The sequence below is a fragment of the Thalassococcus sp. S3 genome, from assembly GCF_004216475.1.
Classification (GTDB): Bacteria; Pseudomonadota; Alphaproteobacteria; order Rhodobacterales; family Rhodobacteraceae.
This window is the reverse complement of record NZ_CP022303.1, coordinates 2699460-2718112: the sequence shown is the minus strand read 5'-3', so window position 1 is coordinate 2718112 and position 18653 is coordinate 2699460. Positions and strand designations below refer to the sequence as shown.

Sequence of the window (18653 nt, the reverse complement as noted above, 5' to 3'; positions counted from 1 at the left end):
ATCTGTTATGAAAAGTAAATATCGGGATTTTTCTTTCAGAAAACGCAGTTGGCGCTGGTGGAGGATCTGTCCCGCACAGGGTTGTAAAGGCTGATTTCACGATGATGGTCGGACCGCTGGTCCAGGATCAAAGCCGACCGTCGCGAGGCCCGCTTGCGGTAATATGAGCATCGGTCGATTTTCGAAAATGCCAGTCCCAATGCCGGATGGGTCTGGCGGCATCAGCCGCCCGCCACGCAACGAAGATGCAGACGAAGCCTCCCGATCCCATCGGCGGGAGCGGGAGAAGGGTTTTGATCGCCGGAACCTGCCGGGCAGGCTTTACCAGCGCCCGGTGAAGCGGATGGTCATGTCAATTTCCCCGAGATGCGGTTCGAGGTTCGCGAATTGCCTGGTGGCTGCGTCGCGCCATGCAGTGTTGCCCGACTGCCGTGTCTTGCGGGATTTCAGACTTTGGATCATCGGGATTTCCAAATGCCATTTGGAGGCGACGCCGGTGTTCTGAAACCGTCTCAGACAGCCTTCGGGGGCATCGATCAGGTTCGTGTCGACGGTGCAGGCTCCCACCATCAGGCTTTGCAGGGCGTGCCGATCTTTCCGAATTTGCCCACCGCGCGCCTGTGCCCGATCCTTGGTCATATATCGGATGTTGGACACCTGCGTGAGCTTGGCATGCGGGTTCAGTCCGGCCTGCGCCAAACCCGGGAAACAGAGCTTCACGCTTTGGATCCGGCGGTCAAATTGGCCGGGATAGAACAGATCAAACATCTCGTCGGTCAGTTCGAAATACGTCTCTCCCGTGTGCACCAACTCCTCCAGCGCGGACCGTCCGCCGGTCGTCGATGGCACCTCGCTCAGCGCGAATTTCATTTCGCTTGACTGACCGACCTGCTCCATCAAGGCCTCGACATACGCGGTTTCCAGCCGCTGGACGTCCAGGGCCAGTCGATGGGGGGCGTTGAAGCGGTCCACGCCCTGGCCAAGGTTGGTGGTCTGCAACAGCGTGGCCCCGTCAAGCTGCTGGGTCTCATCCTGGTAGAGTTTGACCAGCAGGCGGCAGAAATCCAACGTGGCATCAAACTCATCCTGATAGAGTTCTTCGATGCTGGTCCGGAAGTTGCCATAGAATTCAGAGCCGCCAAAGATCGACTCCCAGACACCGACCAGGCCTTTTGCACGGTCCGCGCGGGACTTGAGCGAGTCGCGCACGGCCTCCTCTTTTTCCAGGCCAAGCTTTGCTTCCTGCAATTCGAGGCTGGCCATGCTCAGATCCAGCGTAAGTCGCTCGATGTTTTGCAGGTTGCGCGCCACATCGTACCAGCCTTTTTCGATCTCTCCCAGCCGCGCCGCGAAGGCCTGATCGCGATGAAAGAGATGCAGATCCAGAACGCTATAGACGACATGCGCCGTTGAAAGATCCTGGCCGCCGTTCGAAAAGCCGAAGATGTTGGGGAACGTTCCGACAACCCGCGACTGGATCTTCCGTGTGACCGTTGAGATCTGGGCAAATATGCGATGTGCCGCCTCCATCACCAGATCCGCGGTCATCGAATATGTGAGCGTTGTGACGGTGCCGAGCTGGATCAGGCCCGCTGCCAGCTCAAAGGTGGCTTTCGACACCGCGGCCTGCCTGATATCGACCCGTTTTTCGGCCTCCCGGATGGTCAATCCTTGAAGCTTGGTCGCGTTTTCGGCGGCGAGGACGGCGGTTTCGAGGCGGAACTCCTCCATTTTGGAATCGCCTTCTTTCTCGCTCACATCCTGTAGCCGGTAGCTCGTCAGTTTCAGGTTGTTGATGTACCCTTTGGTCGATTTGAGGACGTACTGAAAATCAAATGGCAGGTCGAGCGGGTTCTCTGCGGCGGTATCTTCATCCTGCATGGTCAAGGCCGCTTTGGCACGCTTCTGAAGCGCCCTGGGATCGATGGGTTGCGCCAAAAGCGGCACATTCATCGGCGCGCCTTCGAGGTCAAGCCAGTGCCGTAGGTTGAAAAGACGCTTTTCGATCACCTCGTAAAGCGCGCGCAGTTCGGAATTATAGGGCGGCAGGAAGCCTTTATAGTTCCCCTCGGCGACCTTTGCCAGCGTTGGGTCCTGCCACGGCGTGTTTGTCAGGGTCTGAAGTGTCCCGGACAGGTTGTCGGAGAAGAGCTGCCTTGCATAGACGTAACGGGCCTTGGCCCTTTGCAGGCTTTCCTGCGTTTGCATCTCATAATCCGCGTCTCCGGCATTCAGCAATGTTTCCAGGTACTGACGGATCGTGGCCTGCTGATAGTAGAACGGATAATCGGTGGCGATCCGATCAGGGTCCACGATCAGTCCGCCCGTATCGAAGGCCAGGGCGCCATCCGGGTCGGTTGCGCCCCGAAGCGGCACGACCTGCCATTTCTCGTCCGCATTCGGATCAAAGATCTTGTGCAGCCATTTCAGGGCGAGATCGAACTGGCCGCTATTGGCAAATCCCGCAGCAATGGCCGAGGGCAGATGGTAAAAGATCTCCCATCCGTACCCGCCGTAGGCGCTGTCGAAGTCAAACGAAGCCGTGGGCAGCCGGGCCGGATCCAACTCCGTCTTGTCATCGACATAAATGTGATCGAGCGTGGCAGGATAGACGTCAAAGAACGTGCCCAGATCTTCGGGTTTGGTTTGATTTTCGGGCACGAACAGGCTTTCGCATCCGCCGGGCCGCGGCATGCTGCGGGCCAGTTTCGACAGGGCCGATGACGAATTGAGCAACACGAATGTCTGATCATTTGTCTGCGCCTCGCTATGGGTGAGGTGCATGAAATTCTGTGTGCTGTGCTCTCCGATCTTGGACCAGGCAATGTCGGTCTTGGCCGGGAACACCCTGAATTCGCCAATGAAAACGGTCTCGTCGGTTTCCTCGACATGCGGGCTGTCACGCGTATCTTCAAAGTCATTGGCGTAATAGCTCCAGTACGTGGCGCTGATGATTGGATACTGGATGCGAATTTGGGCCCGTACCGCGATCTTGGCATCTTTTGAGACGTCGGGATCCCAGTCATCCGGCAAAACGATCGTGTCGTTTGTCTCGATGTTGAACGGGATGTCATGATCCTTGCCATTGATCGAGCCGATGGGCTGGCTGCCGTTCGGATCGCCGAGATAAATCCGCTGGGCGTCATATGTCGCCCATTCGGTTTCATAATCGAAACGGCCCCCGCCTTCGTCTGTCATTTGCAGGATGTATCGGACGCAGATGCGCGTGGGTTCGTCGTGCTCTCTGATGTGGAGCAGGGTGGCGTATTTGCTTGAGCCGAACAGGGTGTAGCGGCGCGCGCCCATATCCAGCCTGACCGTGAGGTGACCCAGACCGCTGGAGCCGATTGTGCTGGGCGTAAACACGATCTTGGAGTGCCGCAAGCTGTGGCCATAGTGCACATCGCCAAAGGGATAGAGACTGGTGTCTTTTGTCAGCTCGAAGGTCCCGTCGATGACACCGCCACTTGCGACCACCCGATTTTGCGTATCAAGGCCTTCATATGTCGGCAGGTAGTCATCCGGTGCGGCATCCTCGATCAGCATATTGAGGCCCGCTCCCAGATGCATAAGGGCATCCGACCATTCCTCGGCCAGTCGAATGCGCACCGTGGCTTGCTCTGAGATCGTCCGCGCCTCAACCGTCTTGCTATTGTCCTGCGGGGGTGGGGCGAGGCCGGGAAGGTTGATCCCGAACACCACGCTCAGAATATCCTGATCCGCCGCAGAATAGGTCGGCTGATAGGTTCCGTAGAGGTTGGGCTTGGCGCCGCCCCACTCAAACGCGTCCTCGGCCAGCACGGTGATGGCCGGATTGGAAAGGGCGCCTGTCACGTTCAGCTTGGGCATCAGCATCGTGCCGACCAGCGCGTTGTGATCGCAGCGCATGTATCTGGGATGAATACGCCACGTCGTGGACGACGCGCCCTCAATCTGATCGCGTCGCTCCTCCAACTCCAGCCAGAAGAAAAAGAACCGGTTGTCAAAGACACAGACGGTGACATCCGACAGAAGATCGAACGTTGTGGGCACCGACACTTCCTGCCAAAACGTCCAGTCCATGGCCTTCAGATAGGCAACGGACGGGGCCAGCTCTGTGATCGTCAGGTAATCGGCATCGAGTTTGCGGTAGAAAAAGCGCCCCGGCTCCCACTTGGCCTTGGCCAGAACATGATAGGTCACATTGGCAATGCCGCCGTCGCCCGTGCGGCGTTCAGGATAGAAGCCGCAGATGCTCAGATCACAGGCGCTGGCGAGCCCGTTCATATAGGCGTTCACCGCACTTTCGACGCTGTCTTCATCCAGATTGGACCCCGAAACCGCCTGAAGCAGGGTTTCGAACTCGGGCGAGGTGACGTAGCGCAACTCGGGCTCGATATAGTTTTGCGGATAGAGCATGAGCTTCTGGTTGGCTTCCCATTGCCGGTAATCCTTGTCCAGCTCCCACCGTTCGGTGAGCGCCTTGCGATCCAGAAAGACGATGTCCTCCTCCAGATCCGACAAAGCGCGGGAGATATACAATTGCAGCGAACTGATCGCCTCCACCAACCGGCTTGTCGGAACGGCGCTGGTGACATCGACATCCAGAAGAAGGTGACGATAGAGGCCTTCGCGATCCTTGATCCGCCCGCCCAGATCATCATCGCGCGCAACCTTCGTCTGCAGGAACGCTGCACAAAGCGCGTCGCGTTCATGCTCGGCCATCTGTTTTCGAAAGGCCGTGACGTGTTCTGCATTGTGGGTGCGGGTCAGGGCCGATTGCGCGGCAGCGGCAGCGGCGGACCAGTCGCCGGCGGTGACGGATCGGCTGACATCCTTGAGCGCAAGCAGGTCCTTGGCGCTGACCCGAAGGTCTTCCGCAAGGCGGATGTGTCGCGACAGCGCGTCGATCTGCACAATATCGCGGGGCACGCTCTCGGCGCCAAACAAGGCGTCCATGTAGGTGTGCAGATCGTCGGGGGTGATTTCCATCAGCAAGGCAAGCATGGTGCGGGTCTGCACGCGCCAGGCCGTCTGCTCGTCCTCTGATGCGCCCTCTGCCGGCGCGCCATCGTTGGTCAGCATGAAAAACCCGCGCCAGGCCGCGTCGTTTGCCGCGCCGATCTGGACGGAGGCAAAGCGCTGCAGCCAGAAGAGCTGGCCGAAGCCCAGAGGCTTCACGCGGCCGGAGGCATCCGCCAGCCCCGGCGCCAGCCAATGAGGTCTCTGACCCAAAAGCCAGAGGTCGATATCGCCAAGGTCGAATGCTGCCACGACGGCGAGATAGCGCTTGATCTCGGCCAGCGATGCGCTGGCGACCGGCGCATCCGGCTCGGTCGGCAACAGATCGGACAAAAGATCCAAGGCGGTCGTCTGCGCCCAAGCGATCAACGGCGCGGCGCTCACCACGTTGACGGTCCCGCTCAGGCTCACCAGACGCGTTTGCATCAAACGCTCCTGTCCGGTGCGCAGATCCGCGAGCAGGGCCACCAGGCTGCTCAATTGCTCCTGGTTGGACTGGTCCCCCAGCGCGATGCCGGGACGGGCCGCAAGACAGCTTTGGCAGGCCTCCCTGATCGCGTCGCGCCCAAGGCCGTGCAGGAACACGCCAGAGGCGCGATAGAGCGGATCAACCTCGGTCAGGTGCGTGTGCCAATCCTCCGCAGAGATATGAATGTCGTCCCCGTTCTCTCCGGCCCAGTTTTCGAAAGTCCGGAACCGGTCGGTGCCTGCTGCGAGCGGTGCGTAAGCCGTGGCGAGCGTGCCCAGCCAAAGCGCGTCCTCATCGCTGGGCTGCGGGGATGCCTGAGCCGGGCTGAGCAGGGACACCAGAGTGTCGGGCGTCATCTCTGCCTCGGTCAGCCAATGCGACAGATGCACCAGCCAGTCCATGGCGTCGCACAGGGCTTCTGTGTCCGCGGCGGACATATTGCGCGCGATGAGGGCGGTCCACAGATCGGCCCCGTTTTCAACCTGCGCGCTGAGCGTTTGGGTCAATTCGAGACCGCTGAGAAGAGGCCATCCGAGCATGCGGCACAGCGTCGTGAGGCGATAGAGGGCCGCAAGGCCCTGCGCATCAAGTGCCGTCGTCAGCCCAAAGGAAGCGTCCAGCACGCTGATCAGCTTGTCCATCTCAACCGATGACACACCCAATCCACGGGACACGGCGGTCCTCAGATCTGTGTCGGAAAGCGGGGTGTCGGCGCGGCTGACAACCCCGTGGATATAGGGCGCGTCATCGCCGAACAGGGCGCGCATGAACGAGGTTTCGGTCCGCTCCAAACCCGCAATCGACGTGTCGCCTTCCACAACCTCATTGGCGCGCCAGAACGGGCTGATCTCGCCCAAAAGGGCGGTATATGCTTCGGGTGTCAGCGAAAAGGCGCGTTTATAAAGCGGATAGCTGGCCAGCACGCGCAGACCGGTCGTGGTCAGACGGTGGCTGGGAAGATGGGATGCATCACCCTCGGTCGCTGTCGCCACCGCCGCGCGCGCGCCGGGGACCTTGAGGATCTGGTTCAGAACGTGAAACGGCAACCCGGTCGCATGATGAAGCCGGGCAAGATAGTTCACCGATCTCAGAACCGGGACGGATAGAGGCGCGCCCGCCTGGACGATCGTCGCCTCGCTTTCGTGGGTGGAGAGCTCGAACGGGTCTTCATTGTTAAAGAACGCGGTCGCGAACTCTTTCTGAGACACCTCCGCCCCGCGCCATTCCCGCGAGACACTGTAAAGACCAAAAAGCTGAGCCAGCGCATCGAAGTTCAGATCGAGACTGGACATCAGGTGCGACACGCTGCTGGCCGTTGCCGCATCGTCGGTGTTGAAAAGATCTTCGAGCGTGGCAGGACCGGTCGCCGCGGCGTCCCGATCCTCGATCAAAAGAGACAGCGTGCTGCCGGTCGACGCAGGCTGATCCTGTGCGCCATCCAAACCCAAAAGCCCGGCCTGATCCTGCGCCCACGTCACAGGGGTGTAGACCGCCAGGTCCATCTCTGACAGGCGCATGGCCAGATCGTTGAACGTGGTGCCGCCGATCTGAGCAAGCGCCGTGCGCGCCTCGGTTGCAGAGCGCTGGTAGGGCAGGGCAATCGGATGAAAGCTGGTGGCTACATCAATGTCGCCCAGACCCGCGCGCAGCACGTCATTCACAAGGTCCAATGTCGGGACCTCTTTCTTGAGGTTTTCCTCGCTCAACTTAAGCTGCGCCAGATCGGGCCGGCGGGCATCAATCGAAAGTGCCGTCTTTGCAGTCGGCCTGATGCCGATCTCGTCATCAAGACCTGTCGCAATCCGGTAGAGATAGCGAAGGTAAGCCGCCGGGGATTGATTGGATTGCAGGCTTGAGGGGTCGGCATAAGATAAGGGTGCATCGCTGCGCAGGCTGGCTGCCGCGGATGTGGTCAGGCTTGATGGCGTGTGCCGCAAGGCCTGGTTCATCGGATCCCCCATGGCCAAGGCGTGCTGCATCAGCCGGTAACCGCGCCGGGCCTCGCGCTTGGCCCGCAACAAAACCCTGCCGATGTCAGCCCGCACGATCCCAGCCCGGTCCACCCCGGGGCCAAGCCTGTCGATCACCCGAGAGACGGACTTGCAAGCGGCAAGGCGTGCCGGGCAATCAAAGCCCAGATCGGAGATTTTCTTTGTAAGGTCCGGGGGGCAGATGGCGGCGGCGTAGCGGCGGTAAAGCGCGTCATTGGCCATGTCGGCAAAGGAGATCTTGTGTGAGAGCTTAGCGCCCCGGCGCCGCTGACTTGCTTTGGCCTGCACCCGTTCACGCCGCGCCGCTCCGCGTCTTTGGGCGAGGGGCACGGCCGTGGCCGATCGGGTCGCTGGGTCATTTGCGGAAATGGGGGGAAATGTCGTGTTCATCTCAAAGGCTCGCTCTTAAATCGCACGTGGGCGGTGCTGGCGGACCCTTCGCGGCGGATGCCGGGCATATCGGGCACGACAGACATCGCTGGTTGCCACCGGCCCTCAGGCTCACACAGGTCGGATTGCGAGTCTACACTTAGGGTTGTTTGTTGATTGAAAGAGACGCCGAAAAATTGTGCATCAGGCGATCAGGCTCGCCCTTCTCTGGGGGCAGAGCTGCTGATAAACACGTGTTAGGTCTTCGGTCCGCATGGAAGGGACGCAATATGCGCACCAATGAAGCGGAGCTTGGTCCCGCTTCTATTGAGAGTAAACACCGGCCCAGTACGATGGCCTGCTACGTGAGCCTCTTCACACCGCAAAGGCTCGCCAAACGTGCGCCGGGGCGCGGTGCAGGCCAGAGATCACTCCATGACCGGGATCGAAAACTCGCCGCCTTCCTTGATGCCCGACGGCCACCGCGCCGTGACCGTCTTGGTGCGGGTGTAGAATTTGAACGCATCCGGGCCATGCTGGTTGAGGTCGCCAAAGACGGATTTTTTCCAGCCGCCGAACGTGTGATAGGCCAAAGGCACCGGGATCGGGACGTTGATGCCCACCATGCCGATGTTGATCCGGTTGGCGAAGTCGCGCGCCGTGTCGCCGTCACGGGTGAAGATCGCGGTGCCGTTGCCGTATTCGTGGTCCATGGCAAGCCCGATCGCTTCCTCGTAGCTTTGCGCGCGGACGGTCGACAGGACCGGGCCGAAGATCTCGGTCGTATAGATGTCCATGTCCTTTGTGACATGGTCAAACAGGTGGGGACCGACGAAAAAGCCGTCCTCATAGCCCTGCAGTTTGAAATCGCGGCCATCGACGACCAGTTTCGCGCCCTGATCCACGCCGGTCTGGACGAGGCGTTCGATATTGGCTTTGGCCGCGGCGGTCACGACCGGTCCGTAATCGACGTCGTTGCCAGCGGTGTAGGGCCCGACTTTCAGCTTTTCGATGCGCGGAACCAGCTTTTCGATCAACCGGTCGGCGGTTTCGTCCCCCACTGGCACGGCGACCGAAATAGCCATGCAACGCTCGCCCGCCGCCCCGTAGCCGGCCCCGACCAGCGCATCGGCAGCCTGGTCCATATCGGCGTCCGGCATGACGATCATGTGGTTCTTGGCCCCGCCGAAGCATTGCACGCGTTTGCCATTGGCACAGCCGGTGGCATAGATGTATTCGGCGATCGGCGTGGAGCCCACAAAGCCGATGCTCTGCACGACCGGATGGTGAAGGAGGGCGTCGACCGCCTCCTTATCCCCGTTCACCACTTGCAGGATGCCCTTGGGCAGGCCCGCTTCCTCCATCAACTCGGCCAGCATCAGCGGGACGGAGGGGTCACGCTCGGAGGGTTTCAGGATAAAGGCGTTGCCACAGGCAATGGCGGGTGCGAACATCCACATCGGGATCATGGCGGGGAAGTTGAACGGGGTAATTCCTGCTGTGACGCCAAGGGGTTGGCGCATGGAATACATGTCGATGCCGGGGCCCGCGCTGTCGGTGAACTCCCCCTTCAGCATATGCGGCGCACCGATGCAGTATTCCACGACCTCCAGCCCGCGCTGCACGTCGCCCGCCGCATCGGGCAGGGTCTTTCCGTGCTCGCGCGACAGCGCCTCGGCCAGCTTGTCCATATCGCGGTTCAGAAGGCTCACGAACTTCATCAGAACGCGCGCGCGGCGCTGCGGGTTGGTCGCGGCCCAGGCCGGTTGGGCGGCGGCTGCGATCTCGACGGCCTTTGCGACCTCGTCCGTGCTGGCGAGCGGCACGCGGGCCTGGACCTCGCCCGTGGCTGGGTTCATGACATCGGCAAAACGGCCGGACGTTCCGGTCACATGTGCGCCGTCCAGGTAATGGCTGAGATCTTGCATCGGATCGCTCCTCCCATATCGGATTTGCGCGCAGCATAGGCTTGCAAAAATGGCGTGAACAGGGGCAACTTCTCAAAAGTATTTTGCAGATCTGCAAAACGAAAGGAGCGGGATGGAGCCATCCTGGGACGATATGCGTGTCTTTCTGGCCGTGGCGCGGGACGAAAGCCTGTCGGGGGCCGGCAAGCGCTTGCGCCTTGACCCGGCGACGGTGGGGCGCCGCGTGGCCCGGCTGGAAAGAACGCTGGGGCAGGTGCTCTTCGTGAAATCGCCGCAGGGTTACCGGATGACCGCTGCCGCCGAACGGCTGATGGAGCATGCCGCCCGCGCCGAGGAGGCGATGCGCGCCGGCACCGACGCGCTGGCTGGTGCCGAGGGGCGCCTGACCGGTCAGGTCCGCATCGGCGCGCCGGATGGCTGTGCGAATTACCTCTTGCCGCAGATCTGCGCCGCGCTTGGGGCGGAAAACCCCGATCTCGACATCCAGGTCGTGGCCTTGCCCCGGGTCGTGAACCTGACCCGGCGGGAGGCGGATATGGCCATCACCGTCAGTGCCCCCACCGCGGGACAGCTCGTCGTCCAAAAGATTTCCGACTACCGGCTGCATCTGGTGGCGGCCCGTCGCTATCTGAAACGCAGGCCTCTCCGCGATGTCAGCGATCTGCAGGCCCATAGGATGCTGGGCTACATTCCCGACATGATCTTCGATGCAGAACTCGACTATCTTGCCGAGCTGGGCATCGCGCGGGTGCCTCTGGCCTCCAACTCTGTCCCGGTTCAACTGCGTATGGCCGAACAGGGGGCAGGGCTTTGCATGGCGCATGATTTCGCACTGCCCTCCCACCCCGATCTCTCTGTGGTGCTGGGCGATCAGGTCAGCCTCAGGCGTGCCTTCTACCTGGTCCGGCACCAGAGCGACCGGGGCAGCGCGCGGCTCACGCGTCTGGCGGCGCGGATCAGCGACAGTTTGCGCGCCGAGATCGCGCGATTGGAGGGCTGCGTCGATCAACCTTGACTTGAAAGCTTATTGCGGCAACCCTTTGGAAATCAGAAGAATATTGCGGAGGATTGTCAGATGCTTGTGCAGCATATCTTGAAGTCGAAGGCCAGCCCCGGGGTCGTGACGCTGGGGCCGAATGCAAAGGTTGCGGATGCGGCGAAGCTTCTGGCGGAAAAACGGATCGGCACCGTGGTGATCTCGGAGGATGGCGAGGCCCCGATGGGCATCCTGTCGGAGCGGGATATCGTGCGGGAACTGGCACGCGGCGGCGCAAGCTGCATGGAGCGCAAGGTGACCGATCACATGACCACGCGATTGGTGACCTGCACCTTGCAGAGCGGCGTGGGCGATGTCCTGAATGAAATGACCGAGGGCCGGTTCCGGCACATGCCCGTGGTCGAGGACGGCAAGATGGTCGGGCTCGTGTCGATCGGAGACGTGGTCAAGGCCCAGCTTGCCAAACTGTCGATGGAGAAAGACGCGCTTGAAGGGATGATCATGGGCTACTGATCCTCCTCTTGCATTCCGGCAGCGCATCGTGTTTGCGTGCGCGGCAAAAGACACCGAAGGAGGGGCCGGGATGCGCGTAGGACTTTATCCGGGCACATTTGACCCGATCACGCTGGGCCATATCGACATTATCCGGCGTGCCACGGCTCTTGTCGACAAACTGGTGATCGGCGTGGCGATCAACCGCGACAAGGGGCCGATGTTCTCGCTCGAAGAACGTGTTGCGATGATCGAGGCGGAATGCCAGAAGCTGGGCGAGCAGACCGGCACCCAGATCGTGGCCCATCCTTTCGAAAACCTGCTCATCGATTGCGCGCGCGACGTGGGCGCCAGCCTGATCGTGCGGGGCCTGAGGGCGGTTGCCGATTTCGAATACGAATTCCAGATGGTCGGTATGAATCGTGTGCTGGATGACAGTGTCGAGACGGTCTTTTTGATGGCCGAGGCACGACACCAGGCAATCGCCAGCAAGCTGGTGAAAGAGATCGCCCGCCTTGGCGGAGATGTGTCCAAATTCGTAACACCCCTGGTCAACGACGCGTTGACCGAGCGGTTGGCCTAGGCGCCTCACCCCAGGGGCTTTGCGTTCTCCGGCGACCGGCCTTTTCCTCTTCTTTGGGTGCCAAATATCCCGGGGTGTTTGAGGGGCTGGCCCCTCAAGGCCTGCGTGGCCTGAACGCAAAATATCGTTGCGGCGCAGCCGCACTTTTGGATCACGGCGTCGATCATCCTAGCGCCAGAAGGCCATCCACTCGATCAATTCGAACAGTTTCTTGCCCAGAAAGACGATGTGGTCCGATCCGTAAAGCATCACATCCGCGGTCAGCGCCCCGACAATCAGCACACCCAGAACAAGCGCGATCGTATTGGTCATGATCTTACTCCTCCCGGTGCCATGAAAAATGCCCGGCAGGTATGCCTGACCGGGCGTTCTCGAACAAGTCTTCGGGCAGGTCAGTCGTTCAGGCGACCCATCGCAACCGCGACGTCGGCCATGCGAACCGAAAAGCCCCATTCATTGTCGTACCATGCCAGCACCCGCACCAGCCGACCATCAACGACCCGGGTCTGGTCCGGTGCAAAGATCGAGCTTTCCTCGGTGTGGTTGAAGTCAATCGACACCTTGGGCTCCGGATCATAGCTCATCACGCGGCCCACACGGCCCTTCATGGCCTCTTTGACGGCGTCGTTCACTTCTTCAGCCGTCACATCGCGGGCGGCGCGGAATGTCAGGTCCACCGCAGAGACATTCGGCGTCGGCACGCGAATGGCGGAGCCGTCCAGTTTGCCCTTGAGCTGCGGCAGAACCTCACCCAGGGCCTTTGCAGCCCCCGTCGAGGTCGGGATCATGGCCATGGCCGCGGCGCGGGCGCGGTAGAGATCCTTATGCCGGCGGTCCAGCGTGGGCTGATCGCCGGTATAGGAATGGATCGTGGTCATCACGCCATGTTCGATCCCGATGCTTTCGTCCAGCACCTTGGCCAGCGGCGCCAGGCAGTTCGTCGTGCAGGACCCGTTCGAGATCATGTTGTCGCCTTTGGCGAGCATCTCGTCGTTCACGCCGAACACGATGGTTTTCTGCACGTTCTTGGCCGGGGCCGAAATCAGCACTGATTTCGCGCCGCGCTCCAGATGCACCTTCGCTTTCTCGCCGTCATTGAACTTGCCCGTGCATTCAAGCACCACATCGCAGCCCGACCAGTCCAGCTCGTTCGGGTCGTAGGTCGAAAACATCTCGATCTCGCCGCGGCCCAGATCCAGCGCATTCTCTCCAACGCGGATGTCATTGGCAAAGCGGCCGTGCACGCTGTCATAGCGCATCAGGTGGGCGGCTGTATCCAGCGGCCCGGTCGCATTGGCCTTGACCACCTTGATATCGTTGCGCCCGCTGGCCGAAATGTGTGCGAGCGTACACCGGCCGATCCGACCGAATCCGTTGATACCGACATTAATGGTCATGACTTGCTCTCCAAATGCTTTTGGTTTGTGCGCGATATAGACGTGAGCGCGTCTTGGCTAAAGAGGAAAAGTGTCGCGATATGAATGTGTTAGCGCAAACTTCGACCGATTGCGCTAACGCTTGCCCGAATAAGCGGATAGGGTAGGCTGCAAATGCGGCAGATCGGCAAGAGGATGCGCAATGAGCGGTTTATTGGCGCTTTTGGATGACGTGGCGGGGATTGCCAAGGTTGCGGCAGCATCCGTTGACGACGTCGTGGGGCAGGCGGCCAAGGCGGGCTCAAAGGCGGCGGGCGCGGTTATCGACGACGCGGCGGTCACACCGAAATACGTCCAGGGGTTCGAAGCGTCCCGCGAATTGCCGGTCATCTGGCGCATCGCGAAGGGGTCGTTCAAGAACAAGCTCGTCTTCCTCTTGCCCATCGGCCTTTTGCTCTCGAATTTCGCGCCGTGGCTCATCACGCCGCTTTTGATGATCGGCGGGGCCTATCTCTGTTTCGAAGGCGCCGAAAAGGTGCACCACTGGCTTCACCCGCACGACGAGCCGGTCAAGATTTTCAAAGAGGATGAAGCAGGCGATCCGGCGCATCTGGAGGATCAAAAGGCGCAAGGGGCGATCAAGACGGATTTCATTCTCTCGGCAGAGATCATGACGATTGCGCTGGCCGCCATTCCCGAAAGCAATTTCTGGTTCGAGGCCGCGACCCTGGCCATGGTCGCCATCATGATCACGGTTGCAGTCTACGGCGCGGTCGCGCTGATCGTCAAAGCGGATGACGTGGGCCTATACCTTGCGAAAAATGCCAATCTCGACGTGACCCGCGCCGTGGGGCGCGGGATTGTCAAGGCAATGCCAGGCGTGATGAAGGTGCTGACAATCGTCGGCACGGCCGCGATGCTCTGGGTTGGCGGCAATATTGTGATCCATGGTCTGGAGGTTCTGGGATGGGGCTGGCCATACGAAACCATCCACCACATCGCCGAGGCGTTTGGCAGTGTCGCGGCGGATCAGACGCGCGGGTTTGTCGAATGGGTCGCGACCGCGACGATGGACGGCGTGCTGGGTCTTGGCCTTGGCCTGCTGCTCATCCCGGTGGCCCAGAAGGTGCTGGTACCCGCTTACCAGACAGTGGCGGGCAAGACATCGGATGGTGCGCATTGATCAGCCGGCCCAGAACAAAAGGCCGGATAACGGAACCTTCATAGACCGACGACGCGTTCCGTTGAGTTCGGCCAGGAATTCGGCCTCCTGTTCGTAGGCTTTCGGGGTACGATGCGGGTCGCGCCAGAGCCCGAGTCGTAACTGCATCAAGACGGCGTTGTCATAGTAGCTCATCTTTGGGATCTCCTTTGACTGGGGATCTCCAGAGCATCACATCGCCCCTGACAGACAGGTGTCAGGAGCCTGTGCTAATGTGTCAGCAGCGTCGGAGGAAGAGCTGCATGCACCGGTCAAACCGTCTCTTTGAGATTATCCAGATCCTGCGGTCGACAGGGCGTCCCATCCGTGCCGAGGATCTGAGCGAAAAGCTCGAGGTTTCGGTGCGAACGATCTACCGCGACATCGCCGCCCTGCAGGCGATGCGAACGCCGATCGAAGGCGAGCCGGGCGTGGGCTATGTGATGCGTCGAGGTTACGACCTGCCGCCGCTCAACTTCGACCGGGAAGAGGTCGAGGCGCTTTGGGTTGGCCTGTCCATGCTGGCGCGCACGGGTGATATCGCCCTGCAGCGCGCCGCGAAACGCGTCTGCGCGAAGATCGATGCCTTGCAACATCCGGCCGACTGGCTGCAGGTCGCGCCCTGGGGCGCGCCGGTGGATGATCCGGACCAGGGATGCGTGCCGATGTCGCTGTTGCGCGCCGCGATCCGCGAGGAGCGGAAGCTGCGTTTACGCTATCGCGATGAAAAGGGGCAGGAGACCCTTCGCATCGTTCGCCCCATCGCGCTGATCTATCACCTGGAATGTGTGATGCTGGGCGCCTGGTGCGAGTTGCGCGAGGGTCTGCGCCATTTCCGCACGGACAGGATGCTGGGCTGCGACAGGCTGGAGCTGCGCTTTGAGGGGCAAAGCCGCACGCTGCGTGCGCTTTGGCTGGAACAGAACGGATGGCGGGGTCTCGAGGTTGTGCCACAGGGGTGAGGCCCTGGCCTCTTCGCGTAGGCGCTGGTTTCAGGCGCCGGAAAATGTGACATTTTCCGGCCGTTTTCCGTGACGGAAAACGTGGCGCTCCTTGCTGCCGGTTGCGCTTAGAGACCCAACAGGTGCTTGACCTTGGCAGCCGTCGCGTCCGCGGTGATCCCGAACTCCTGGTACAGGGTATCGGCCGGCGCGGAGGCCCCGAACCCATGCATGCCGATAAAGCCCGACTTCTCCCGCTTCCCCCGTTCCCCGAACAGCCAGCGGTCCCAGCCAAAGCGGATGCCTGCTTCGATCGCCACGCGGACGGGCCCGCCGGGCAAAACGCGTTTGCGATAGGCCTCATCCTGATCTTCGAAGAGTTCCCAGCAGGGCATGGATACGACACGTGTCCCGATCCCATCCGCCTGCAGCATGTCCCGTGCGGCCAGCGCGATGGCCACTTCGGATCCGGTGGCAAGAAGGATGGCCTGACGCTTTCCATCTGCCTCCGCCAACACGTAAGCCCCTTGAGCGGACAGGTTTTTTGTCTTGTGAACGGTTCGGACAGTGGGCAACCCCTGACGCGTCAGCGACAGGACCGACGGGGTCTCCTTGGCGGTCAGGGCCAGTTCCCAGGCTTCGGCTGTCTCGATCGTGTCTGCCGGGCGAAAAACGTAAGTATTGGGCGTCGCGCGCGAGATGGCCAGATGTTCCACCGGCTGGTGGGTCGGGCCGTCTTCGCCCAGGCCGATGCTGTCATGGGTCATCACAAAGACGGTCGGGATTTTCATCAGCGCGGCAAGCCGCATCGCGGGACGGGCATAATCGGTGAAACACATGAATGTGCCGCCGTAAGGCCGGATGCCGCCGTGAAGCGCCATGCCATTCATGGCGGCGGCCATCCCGTGCTCGCGGATGCCATAGTGGATATAGCGTCCTTGGCGGTTCTCCGGGCCAAAGACACCCAGATCGCTGGTTTTTGTGTTGTTTGAGCCGGTCAGATCCGCGGATCCGCCGATGGTTTCCGGCATGATCGGATTGACCACTTCGAGCACCTTTTCCGAAGAGGCCCGCGTGGCAAGCTTTGGTGCCGCTTCGGACATCTGCTTTTTGAGAGCCCGGATTGTCGCGGAGAGCCGCTTGGGCGGCTCAAGGTCAAAGGCCCGGTTGAATTGTGCCTGTTTGGATGCGGAGAGCGTGGAAAAGCGTGTCTCCCAATCGGCGCGGGCAGCGGTACCACGGCGTCCGATCTCTTCCCAGGCCGATTTGACTTCGGGGGGAATTTCGAAGGGGCCATATGACCATCCATAGGCGGCCTTTGCATCGCTCAATTGCGTCGCATCGGTCAGCGCCCCATGCCCTTTTGACGTGTCCTGTGCGGCATGGCCCAGGGCGATATGCGTTTTGCAGGCAATCATCGAGGGCGTTTGGGTCTTCTGCGCGGCCCGGATGGCCGCGTCGATTGCGACGGGATCATGACCGTCGATTTCCTGAACATCCCAGCCCGAGGCGCGGAACCGGGCGACCTGATCGGTACGGTCGGCGATATCCACGGTGCCGTCGATGGTAATGTTGTTGTTGTCCCAGAAGACGATCAGCTTTGACAAGGCGTGACGACCTGCGAGGCCGACGGCTTCCTGGCTGACGCCCTCCATCAAGCAGCCATCCCCGGCAATCACATATGTATGATGATCGACGGCTTTCTTGCCGTAATGCGCGCGGAGCGATTCTTCTGCCATTGCAAACCCGACCGCGTTCGCGATGCCCTGGCCCAGGGGGCCGGTCGTCGTTTCGATGCCTGCCGCGTGACCGTATTCCGGGTGACCGGCGGTCCGGGATCCCCATTGCCGAAAGGCCTTGATCTGATCGAGTGTCATGTCCTCGTAGCCGGTGAGGTGCAACAGAGCATAGAGCAGCATCGAGCCATGCCCGGCGGACAGGATGAACCGGTCGCGATCAGGCCAGGACGGGGCGCTCGCGTCGAATTTCAGATGTTTTTCAAAGAGAACCGTTGCGACATCGGCCATGCCCATCGGCATGCCGGAATGCCCCGAATTTGCGGCATGGACGGCGTCCAGCGTCAGCGTACGGATTGCGGCAGCTTTGGACCAGTGATCGGGATTGGCGTTGCGCAGGGCGGTCAAATCCACTGGTTGGTTTCCTTTGATTAGTGGAGGGTTGGGCGCTCAATATCAGCCGCGCGGCAAAGATCAAGCGTAACGCAGAGAACGGCGCTGCCGGCACTTCAATGCCGCCTCTCAACCCTTTGAAACCAAAGGGGGCGCAATTTCAGAAAGGGTTCGCTAGAGTGGATGCAACCGGATGCTGAGCCGATTCGACAGGTCAGGTCGCGTCATTCGGGCGGAAAGTATGGCAGAACCAAGGGGGCAGGCATGGCCCAGATCGAAGAGTTGCAACGTCGCCTTACGGCGGCGATGGCGCGCATCGGGCAAGGCGTCGACGCATTGGCCGCAAAACCGGAACCGGAAGACACGGGAGAGGTCGAGCGGCTCAGTGAAGCGCTGGAGGAAGAAAAGCTGGCCAATGCACAGCTTAAGGAGCGGATCAAGACGCTCAAGACCAAGCACGAAGCAGAGTTGACGGCCTTGCAGAGCCGGACGGAGGGGACCAGCGAGGCGATTGACCGGCTGGATGCCGAGGTGCAGAGATTGCGCTTTGCCAATGAGCAGTTGATGTCCACCAGCGCAGGGTTGCGAGAGGTCAGCGCCGAAGGTGTTGCGGAGCCGAACCTCATCAACAAAGCCATGCTGGCAGAGATCGAGAGCCTGCGCGCGGCACGGGCGGCGGATATCGCGGAAAGCGGCGCGATCCTGGCGCAGTTGACACCGCTGATCGAGGCGGCGCAGGCCGAGGCGGATGCAGAAGAGGAGCGCGCGTGATGCCGGAGGTGAACATTAACATCGGGGGGCGCAGCTTCGAAGTGGCGTGTCAGGAAGGGGAAGAGAGCTTTCTTCAATCCGCGGCCAAGATGCTGGACGATGAAGCACAGGTCCTGTCGGACCAGATCGGACGGATGCCGGAGGCGCGGATGCTTTTGATGGCCGGACTTATGCTGGCGGACAAGACGGCTGCGGTGGAAGACAAGATCAAGGAGGTCGAGGCGACCCTGGCGGCACGCACGGCGGAGCTGGAAGCGCTGAAGGAGGCACCAGCGCCGGAACCGGAACGGATCGAGGTGCCTGTGGTGCCAGACGCGGTTACGGACACGTTGGCAGAACTGGCGGCGCGCGCGGAGGCGCTGGCGGCATCGGTTGAAGAGAAAGCGGCGGAGGCAGGATAGCCCG

General features: G+C 61.1%; 13 protein-coding genes. 7 read left to right on the top strand and 6 right to left on the bottom strand.

The window, feature by feature from the left end; translation table 11 throughout:
• Window positions 1-321: 321 nt before the first annotated feature.
• Window positions 322-7851, bottom strand: a complete 7530-nt coding sequence (locus CFI11_RS13455) for a neuraminidase-like domain-containing protein (protein ID WP_130406777.1) — start codon at window positions 7849-7851, stop codon at window positions 322-324.
• A 407-nt stretch (window positions 7852-8258) separates the two neighbouring features.
• The gene (locus CFI11_RS13450) at window positions 8259-9758 is read right to left on the bottom strand and encodes a CoA-acylating methylmalonate-semialdehyde dehydrogenase (protein ID WP_130406775.1); all 1500 of its coding nucleotides are present in this window, start codon (window positions 9756-9758) and stop codon (window positions 8259-8261) included.
• A gap of 112 nt (window positions 9759-9870) precedes the next feature.
• Here CFI11_RS13450 and CFI11_RS13445 point away from each other — a divergent pair, with 112 nt between their 5' ends.
• The 3 genes from CFI11_RS13445 (at window position 9871) to coaD (ending at window position 11830) form a co-directional block, all read left to right on the top strand.
• Window positions 9871-10773, top strand: coding sequence for a LysR family transcriptional regulator (locus CFI11_RS13445; RefSeq protein WP_130406773.1), 903 nt, complete (start codon window positions 9871-9873; stop codon window positions 10771-10773).
• Window positions 10774-10833: 60 nt separating this feature from the next.
• Window positions 10834-11268, top strand: a complete 435-nt coding sequence (locus CFI11_RS13440; protein ID WP_130406771.1) for a CBS domain-containing protein — start codon at window positions 10834-10836, stop codon at window positions 11266-11268.
• A 70-nt stretch (window positions 11269-11338) separates the two neighbouring features.
• Window positions 11339-11830 (top strand): pantetheine-phosphate adenylyltransferase, encoded by a 492-nt coding sequence (coaD, locus tag CFI11_RS13435; RefSeq protein WP_130406769.1) that lies wholly within the window; start codon window positions 11339-11341, stop codon window positions 11828-11830.
• 168 nt (window positions 11831-11998) lie between these two features.
• Here the strand turns inward: coaD and CFI11_RS24335 are convergent, their stop codons facing one another.
• Window positions 11999-12142: a hypothetical protein gene (locus CFI11_RS24335; protein WP_165390261.1), complete on the bottom strand. Its 144-nt coding sequence runs from the start codon at window positions 12140-12142 to the stop codon at window positions 11999-12001.
• 80 nt (window positions 12143-12222) lie between these two features.
• On the bottom strand, window positions 12223-13227 hold the full coding sequence (gene gap / locus CFI11_RS13430) for a type I glyceraldehyde-3-phosphate dehydrogenase (protein ID WP_130406767.1): 1005 nt from the start codon (window positions 13225-13227) through the stop codon (window positions 12223-12225).
• A 181-nt stretch (window positions 13228-13408) separates the two neighbouring features.
• Between gap and CFI11_RS13425 the strand changes: the two genes are divergently transcribed.
• Window positions 13409-14389, top strand: a complete 981-nt coding sequence (locus CFI11_RS13425; RefSeq protein WP_130406765.1) for a DUF808 domain-containing protein — start codon at window positions 13409-13411, stop codon at window positions 14387-14389.
• On the opposite strand, the gene CFI11_RS24330 is transcribed toward CFI11_RS13425, so the two are convergent.
• Window positions 14390-14563 carry a hypothetical protein gene (locus CFI11_RS24330; RefSeq protein ID WP_165390260.1) on the bottom strand — a complete coding sequence of 58 codons (174 nt, stop codon included), beginning with the start codon at window positions 14561-14563 and terminating at the stop codon, window positions 14390-14392. It lies immediately after the preceding gene.
• Window positions 14564-14670: 107 nt separating this feature from the next.
• Here CFI11_RS24330 and CFI11_RS13420 point away from each other — a divergent pair, with 107 nt between their 5' ends.
• Complete coding sequence (locus tag CFI11_RS13420) at window positions 14671-15369, top strand: YafY family protein (RefSeq protein WP_130406763.1); 699 nt, start codon at window positions 14671-14673, stop codon at window positions 15367-15369.
• Between the two features lie 107 nt (window positions 15370-15476).
• On the opposite strand, the gene tkt is transcribed toward CFI11_RS13420, so the two are convergent.
• Window positions 15477-17498, bottom strand: a complete 2022-nt coding sequence (gene tkt, locus CFI11_RS13415; protein ID WP_130406761.1) for a transketolase — start codon at window positions 17496-17498, stop codon at window positions 15477-15479.
• Between the two features lie 243 nt (window positions 17499-17741).
• Here tkt and CFI11_RS13410 point away from each other — a divergent pair, with 243 nt between their 5' ends.
• Both CFI11_RS13410 and CFI11_RS13405 read left to right on the top strand, forming a co-directional pair.
• Window positions 17742-18248, top strand: a complete 507-nt coding sequence (locus CFI11_RS13410) for a hypothetical protein (protein WP_130406759.1) — start codon at window positions 17742-17744, stop codon at window positions 18246-18248.
• Complete coding sequence (locus CFI11_RS13405; RefSeq protein ID WP_130406757.1) at window positions 18248-18649, top strand: cell division protein ZapA; 402 nt, start codon at window positions 18248-18250, stop codon at window positions 18647-18649. The genes CFI11_RS13410 and CFI11_RS13405 overlap by 1 nt, the downstream gene beginning before the upstream one ends.
• The last annotated feature ends 4 nt before the right edge of the window (window positions 18650-18653 follow it).

Coding starts and splice junctions, on each gene's coding strand:
- CFI11_RS13420 (WP_130406763.1), top strand. CDS start 14,671: ATGCACCGGTCAAACCGTCTCTTTGAGATTATCCAGATCCTGCGGTCG.
- CFI11_RS24330 (WP_165390260.1), bottom strand. CDS start 14,563: ATGAGCTACTATGACAACGCCGTCTTGATGCAGTTACGACTCGGGCTC.
- CFI11_RS24335 (WP_165390261.1), bottom strand. CDS start 12,142: ATGACCAATACGATCGCGCTTGTTCTGGGTGTGCTGATTGTCGGGGCG.
- CFI11_RS13445 (WP_130406773.1), top strand. CDS start 9,871: ATGGAGCCATCCTGGGACGATATGCGTGTCTTTCTGGCCGTGGCGCGG.
- CFI11_RS13425 (WP_130406765.1), top strand. CDS start 13,409: ATGAGCGGTTTATTGGCGCTTTTGGATGACGTGGCGGGGATTGCCAAG.
- CFI11_RS13410 (WP_130406759.1), top strand. CDS start 17,742: ATGGCCCAGATCGAAGAGTTGCAACGTCGCCTTACGGCGGCGATGGCG.
- coaD (WP_130406769.1), top strand. CDS start 11,339: ATGCGCGTAGGACTTTATCCGGGCACATTTGACCCGATCACGCTGGGC.
- CFI11_RS13405 (WP_130406757.1), top strand. CDS start 18,248: ATGCCGGAGGTGAACATTAACATCGGGGGGCGCAGCTTCGAAGTGGCG.
- CFI11_RS13440 (WP_130406771.1), top strand. CDS start 10,834: ATGCTTGTGCAGCATATCTTGAAGTCGAAGGCCAGCCCCGGGGTCGTG.
- gap (WP_130406767.1), bottom strand. CDS start 13,227: ATGACCATTAATGTCGGTATCAACGGATTCGGTCGGATCGGCCGGTGT.
- CFI11_RS13450 (WP_130406775.1), bottom strand. CDS start 9,758: ATGCAAGATCTCAGCCATTACCTGGACGGCGCACATGTGACCGGAACG.
- CFI11_RS13455 (WP_130406777.1), bottom strand. CDS start 7,851: ATGAACACGACATTTCCCCCCATTTCCGCAAATGACCCAGCGACCCGA.